5 protein-coding genes and 2 pseudogenes are annotated in these 5,824 nt (G+C 65.8%); 5 read left to right on the plus strand and 2 right to left on the minus strand.

All coding sequences use genetic code 11. From position 1 onward, the window contains the following. Positions 1-754: 754 nt before the first annotated feature. The 4 genes from ACZ7HQ_RS44590 (at position 755) to ACZ7HQ_RS44605 (ending at position 4,554) form a co-directional block, all read left to right on the plus strand. Positions 755-916 (plus strand): hypothetical protein, encoded by a 162-nt coding sequence (locus tag ACZ7HQ_RS44590; protein WP_471003133.1) that lies wholly within the window; start codon positions 755-757, stop codon positions 914-916. 655 nt (positions 917-1,571) lie between these two features. Beyond that, positions 1,572-2,594, plus strand: a complete 1,023-nt coding sequence (locus ACZ7HQ_RS44595) for a family 43 glycosylhydrolase (protein WP_471003136.1) — start codon at positions 1,572-1,574, stop codon at positions 2,592-2,594. A gap of 281 nt (positions 2,595-2,875) precedes the next feature. Then, entirely contained in the window at positions 2,876-3,529 is a 654-nt protein-coding gene (locus ACZ7HQ_RS44600) for a carbohydrate binding domain-containing protein (protein WP_471003139.1), read from the plus strand. Positions 3,530-4,071: 542 nt separating this feature from the next. Next, positions 4,072-4,554 carry a hypothetical protein gene (locus tag ACZ7HQ_RS44605; protein WP_471003142.1) on the plus strand — a complete coding sequence of 161 codons (483 nt, stop codon included), beginning with the start codon at positions 4,072-4,074 and terminating at the stop codon, positions 4,552-4,554. Between the two features lie 100 nt (positions 4,555-4,654). On the opposite strand, the pseudogene ACZ7HQ_RS44610 reads toward ACZ7HQ_RS44605, so the two are convergent. Both ACZ7HQ_RS44610 and ACZ7HQ_RS44615 read right to left on the minus strand, forming a co-directional pair. Next, a pseudogene (locus tag ACZ7HQ_RS44610) lies at positions 4,655-5,131 on the minus strand (transposase); the annotation flags it as partial. Further along, positions 5,103-5,237, minus strand: coding sequence for a hypothetical protein (locus ACZ7HQ_RS44615; protein WP_471003145.1), 135 nt, complete (start codon positions 5,235-5,237; stop codon positions 5,103-5,105). The gene ACZ7HQ_RS44615 and the pseudogene ACZ7HQ_RS44610, both read right to left, overlap by 29 nt. A 335-nt stretch (positions 5,238-5,572) precedes the next feature. On the opposite strand from ACZ7HQ_RS44615, the pseudogene ACZ7HQ_RS44620 reads away from it, so the two are divergent. Beyond that, positions 5,573-5,701: pseudogene (locus ACZ7HQ_RS44620) on the plus strand (IS6 family transposase); the annotation flags it as partial. Positions 5,702-5,824: the final 123 nt, after the last annotated feature.

Here is a 5,824-nt window from a genome sequence, read left to right on the forward strand (position 1 = left end):
CCGCAAGGCCCGCTGCAGCACGAATCGGATCAGCCGGACCGTGGCCGCCATTCACGCCATCGAGACAGCCTGGCGATCAGGATGAGAAGCGTTCACTGTGAGGCGGGCTCGTACCACGTGCTCCAACGGGTGGTTCCGGCAGGTGGTGTTCCGAGACCCCTACCGCGAACACCTGCGGGCCGCGCGGACACCGACCGCAGCCATATCTCCCCGCGCAGGATCGCCTGGAATGTTGCTGGCCAGTCCCGACACCTCTCAAGGATGAGGAACACGAGCTCCTGGCCAAGCTCACCACCGCCTGCCCCGGGAGAATTCAGCTGGGGCCTGGACCGGGGCTTCGACGCCGTGATCGCCGGACTCACGCTTCCGCACAGCGATGGCCCCACCGAGGGGGTCAACACCAAGACTAAACGGATCGCACGTCAGATGCACGGACGAGCAGGATCACCCTGCTTCGGCACCCCGCATTCTCCCCGATAGAGCAGCACGACCCGTCACCGCGAAAGCGAGACAGGGCCGTTGAGGTGCAGACCCATGAACCGCGGAACTCAGGCCTCAGAGGGGGCATCGTCTCCCCATTGCGCTTCCTTCAGGCTCCGATACGCCTGGACACGGCCCTTGCCGCCATCAGTGCTGCGACCTGACGCTGTCCAGCGCCAGACACCCCCCCCCAAACTTCAGGGCCCGGTCACATATCCGGCCGACGACGCCCATGCCAGGGAGGGCCGACGACGCCCATGCCAGGGAGGAAGGCATGTCTCGTGCATTCCTGTCCCGCCTGCCTTGCGTGGCCAAGGCCCTGCTGCTCAGCCTGCCGGTCGCCGTGTTCGCAGCGGCCCCCGCGCACACCGCGACCACGTCCTTGATCTGCAACGGAAAGACCAACGTGTCCTACGACCGGCGGCCGGTTCGCTGAACTGCGTCAACGTTGCGATCACCAACCTCGCGAAGTATTGCTGGACTTCGGAGACCAACGGTGAGGAAGCATCCTCCAGCACCGTGGGTTTCGGGTGTGGCCTGGGGGCCCGAACTCGTGCGTGACCTCATGCGGGAGCTGGACCTGCAGGCGTGTCAGCCGCGGCCGTGGCGTCACAGTCTCACCGAGAACGACGGCCGGGCCGGCACAGGACTCCGCTCATCGAGGCTGCTATTCGCACGGTTTCATGTGAGGGTCGGGCGGCTCCGGAATTGCCGTGCCATCGAGATATTTGCCGGACCCGGGCGTCGGCCGCCTCCTCGGCCAGCGTTCGAGTGGCCCATCATCGTGGAATGGGAGAGCAGATGGGCATGGCGATCCCTCGGGCCCTGGTCGACGAGACGGTCGTCTCTCGCTACCAGGTCTTCAGGCACAAGGACATTCCAGGGCTTTGCGCAAGCCATGCTTTGCAGATCCCGGGCCTGACAGCGGTAGGCCGGGGCTCTATCGGGGCAGAACATGACGCGGATTGGGATGCGGTGGCTCGAGCTGGATGCGAGCCTGGTTCTCGGCGCAGTGTTCGTTTCCGATGTGCAGCGTGTTGGCACGGTTCTCCGGCACCGCTGTTTCACTACTTGTAAAGAGGTGCATGTTTATGCGCAGAGTACTGCATGGCGTTCTGCGATTAGTCATCGCCGTTTGCATCGGCCTCCTCTTACCGTTACAGACCTCCGGTGAGGCCAAGGCCGTCCCGGTGACGTTCACTAACGGAACACAGTTCATCAACACTGCCGGAGACGCGGTACACGGGCATGGCGGCGGCATGATCAAAGTGGGCGGGTATTACTACTGGTTCGGCGAAAACACCTATCCTCACGGCCCCTTCGCGTCGATCCCGATCTACCGGTCCGCTGACCTGCGCACTTGGGAGTTCCGCAACAGTGCACTGACGCAGGCCTCCGCCCCCGAGCTGCAGACCGCTGGAGTCTTCCGGCCCAAGGTCATCTACAACGCCAGCACGGGGCTGTACGTACTCTTCATCCGCAAAGAGAACTACCCCTCCCCCATGAACGAGAACATGGTCGGAATCGCCACGTCACCCACGGTGGACGGCAACTACACCTACCAGCGAAGTTTCCGGCCCCTGGGATACAAATCCTTCGACATGACTGTCTTCTGCGACACCGACGGCCAGGCTTACCTGATCTCGACGACCAATGACCAGAAAGACGTCACCATCTTCCGTCTGAGTCCCAACTACCTCTGGGTCGCCGCCAGGGTGACCACCCTGCACGACGTCAGACGGGAAGCGCCGGCGATGTTCAAACGCAACGGGGTCTATTTCCTCGTGACCTCGGGTACCACCGGCTGGAACCCGAACCAGCAGAAGTACGCGACCGCGACCAGCATGGCAGGTCCCTGGAGCGACATGGCGAACGTCGGCAACAGGGAAGCCTACCTCTCGCAGGTCGCGTACATCCTCCCCGTACAAGGCTGGCGCACGACCTCATACCTCTACATGGGCGACCGATGGGCGCAGCACTGGGGCGGCAACCACAACGACTCCGCGTACGTCTGGCTGCCGCTGCGGTTCCCGTCCAACAGGTCGCTGACGATGCCGTGGCACCCGGCCGTCGGCATCAACGCCGACACCGGCGTCATATGGGGCGAAGGCTAAAGAGACCCCTACGAGACGATTTTGGCCCAGCGTGCAGCCTGTGCCCGACCCAGCGCTGGGCCACCGACCATACCCCCACCCAGCCGGGGCGATGAAGTGAGGCAAAGTACGCACCCGGTGACGGATCCTGCCGTAGCCGATCCTGCTGTCGCCGCCGTGCACGACACGGGTCTGCTTCCACCGCGATGACGTAAGCCGGGGGCTGGATGCGTGGGGCCAATTGGCTCCATACCCGAGCACCCTCAGAGGGTGCATGACCATCCCATGGGAAGGATTGGATCATGGCTACTGCAGTTCGCTTGTCGCGGATATCCGCCGTGCGGGCCACCTCGGTCATCGCCGCCGTTTGCGCAGTCATGCTAGGCGGCGCCGCCCACCCGGCCTCGGCAGTTACACGGCCCAGAGAATGTCAGCGATCGGCCTTGGTGAACGGTTCCTTCGAGAACCCGAAGGTCCTTGGCAACGCACAGCTCCCAGAAGGAGATGTGCCCGGCTGGAAGACCACGGACTCGGAGCACCTGATCGAGATCTGGTCCCACGGCTTGAATGGCGTTCCCGCACATGACGGTAAACAGTTCGCAGAGATCAACGCCACATCCGACGGCATGTTATTCCAGGATGTACGGGTCAGCCCAGGGGACGAGCTGCAAATCTCCTTCGAGCACCGGGGCCGGGCCGGAGTGGACACGATGGGACTCTCGGCCGGGGAGCCAGGCGGCAAGACTTCCTCGCTCGGCGTCTTCAAGACCGGCAACAAGAACTGGAAGGTGTACTCCGCCAAATACACGGTTCCTGGCGGGCAGACCATCCTCCGCTTGGGCTTCACCGCCGTTTCCACAGCAGGCGGCCCGTCCGTCGGAAATTTCCTAGACGGCGTGAAGATCAAAACGATTGGTAGCGGTTGCCGGGACTCACATAACGAATCCCGGCACTGAAAGACTGACTTGTCCCGGCGATATTGAACTTGAATAGGTGGTGTCGGGGCCGGCTGCCCGGTGGGAGTTGCCCGCCTCGCGGGCCTACGGGTGTGGGGCAGTCCATCGGGAGAGAATGTTCCCGTGAGCCAGCTCCTGCCGCAGTTGCCGAAGCCCGAGTGTGGCGCTTGCCCTCGGCGCGTTTGCGGTCGTAGAACTGACGCGATTCCTCGCAGTGTCGGATGCTGAACAGCGCCGAGACGTAGGAGACGCGTGTGTTCGGGTGCGTCCTGGATCGCTCGGGTGGTCTTGGCGACGTTGTCCGCTCCCAGTAGCTGCAACCTGCCGATGGCCAGGTCCGCAAAGCCGCCATCGCCCGCGGCGCGCTGCCGGTGTGGACGGTGTCGGCGTACACGTGAGCAGAGGCCGTACGCCGACAGACGGTGGAGGCATCCTCGGCGAACACCACATCTCTGACATGGCGGCTGGAATTTTCGATCCCCCAGTGCCCGCGGACGTATCCGCCCACGTCGGCATGGCTGGCCTGGTGGGTATCGAGGCTGATGCCGTCGGTGCTCGGCCCGCTGGAGGCCCGGGAGAAGAAGGTCCGCGCGGAGGTGGCCGGGCCGCGTGAGAAGGCCGAGCGGATCAAGGCCGCGCTCAGCGCGGCGGAAGTGCAGCTGGAACGGCTCGGGCAAGCTCGCGAGACCGTCACCGAAGTGCTGGCCGATCCGGACGCCGAGACGAGGGGACAGGATGGAGCCGCCGCGGTGACGGGCTCGACGGTGCCGCACCGCGTTCAGGGGGTCGGTGCGGAGGTGCTTACTGCGGAGTACCAGCGGATCCTGGCGGTCCTGGCGGCGCCGGAGGCCGACGGCGGGATGCGGGCGAAGCAGATCACGCTGGCACTGGGCGAGAAGGCGGTTCCGGCCCGAGTGGAGGGGATGCGCTCGCGGCTGAAGCGGCTGGCCGCGCGGGCCTGGGCCACCGAGGTGGAGCCGGGACTGTGCACCTTCTGCAAGGAGCCGGTGCCGGCGGCCGCGTGAGGAAGGCGTCCCGGCGGCGCCCGGCCAGACGGGCGTTCATCAGCATCGTCATGGCCCACAGCACCATGGCCTCGTGCATGTCGGGCAGCGTCTCGACGTCGCGCACCAGACGCCGCGAGCGGACCAGCCAGCTCAGCGTGCGCTCTACCACCCGGCGTTTCGGCAGTACCACGAACCGTGTGGTGTCGTCGGAGCGTTTGACGATCTCAAGGCGAGCTTGAGTTTCTCGGTGGCCCAGTCGACGAGTCGGCCTGCGTAGCCGGAGTCCGCCCGGACCAGGCGGATGGAGCCGCTCCCGCAGCCGGGTGAGCAGCGGCACGGCGGCGTGGCGGGCCTGCACGCTCGCTGCGGTGACCAGCACCGCCGGCACCAGGCCGAGACAGTCCACCGCCACGTGCCGCTTTCGCCCGCCCACCTTCTTCCCGCCATCCCATCCCGACGTTGGCCTGGGGACATTCGCCGCTGCCCGCACCGACTGCGAGTCCACGATCGCCGCACTCGGATCCGGGCTGCGGCCTTCCTTCACACGTACCCGGTCACGGAGCAGGTCATGGAGCTCGGCGAGCAGACCGGTCACCTGCCAGCGTCGCGAAGGCGTGCACCCGCTTGAGCGGCGGGAAGTCCTTCGGCAGGTTCGACCACTTGATCCCGTTGTCGACGACGTACCGCACAGCATCCAGCATCACGCGGAGGCAGAGCCTTCCGGCCGCCCGCGCCGCCCCTGAAGCCACGCCGGCACCCGCAGCAGCCGGCGCAGCTCCTGCCACAGGTAGCACGGGGCACGGTTCGGGTGATCCGCCGCGCTCCCGAACCGGTGCGCGAGGCACTCGCACAGCGACACGCGGGAGTTGGACGCGGCGGACACACGCACCCAAGACTGCGACAACACGGCCTCCGGAAGCGGGCTGACTCGCATCGCCGAGCTACCAGGAGGTCCTGTCTTCATGCGCCGATGCCGCCACGATCACCCGAACAGGAACCCTGTTCGATCACGCCCGCTCACGCCCGGAATGCGGATGGCCCCTCACCGCACTTCCGCCCCCGCCGCCACCTGATGACCGCCCCCGACTACCGCGCCGAGATGACCGAACGCCACTGCCTCTGGCACACGATCACCGGCACCGTCAATACGACAGCGACCGCCTGAGCCAAGCACAGCCAGCACCCCCGGCCTGCTGTCCCGCGTCAAGTTTGTGGCTCACTGATCTTGCTCTGAAAGTTGGGGATGCAGGGTCGGGGTGCGGTAGACCTCGATCGGGCGGTGGCCGGC

It is taken from the genome of Streptomyces sp. NPDC037290 (assembly GCF_055603245.1).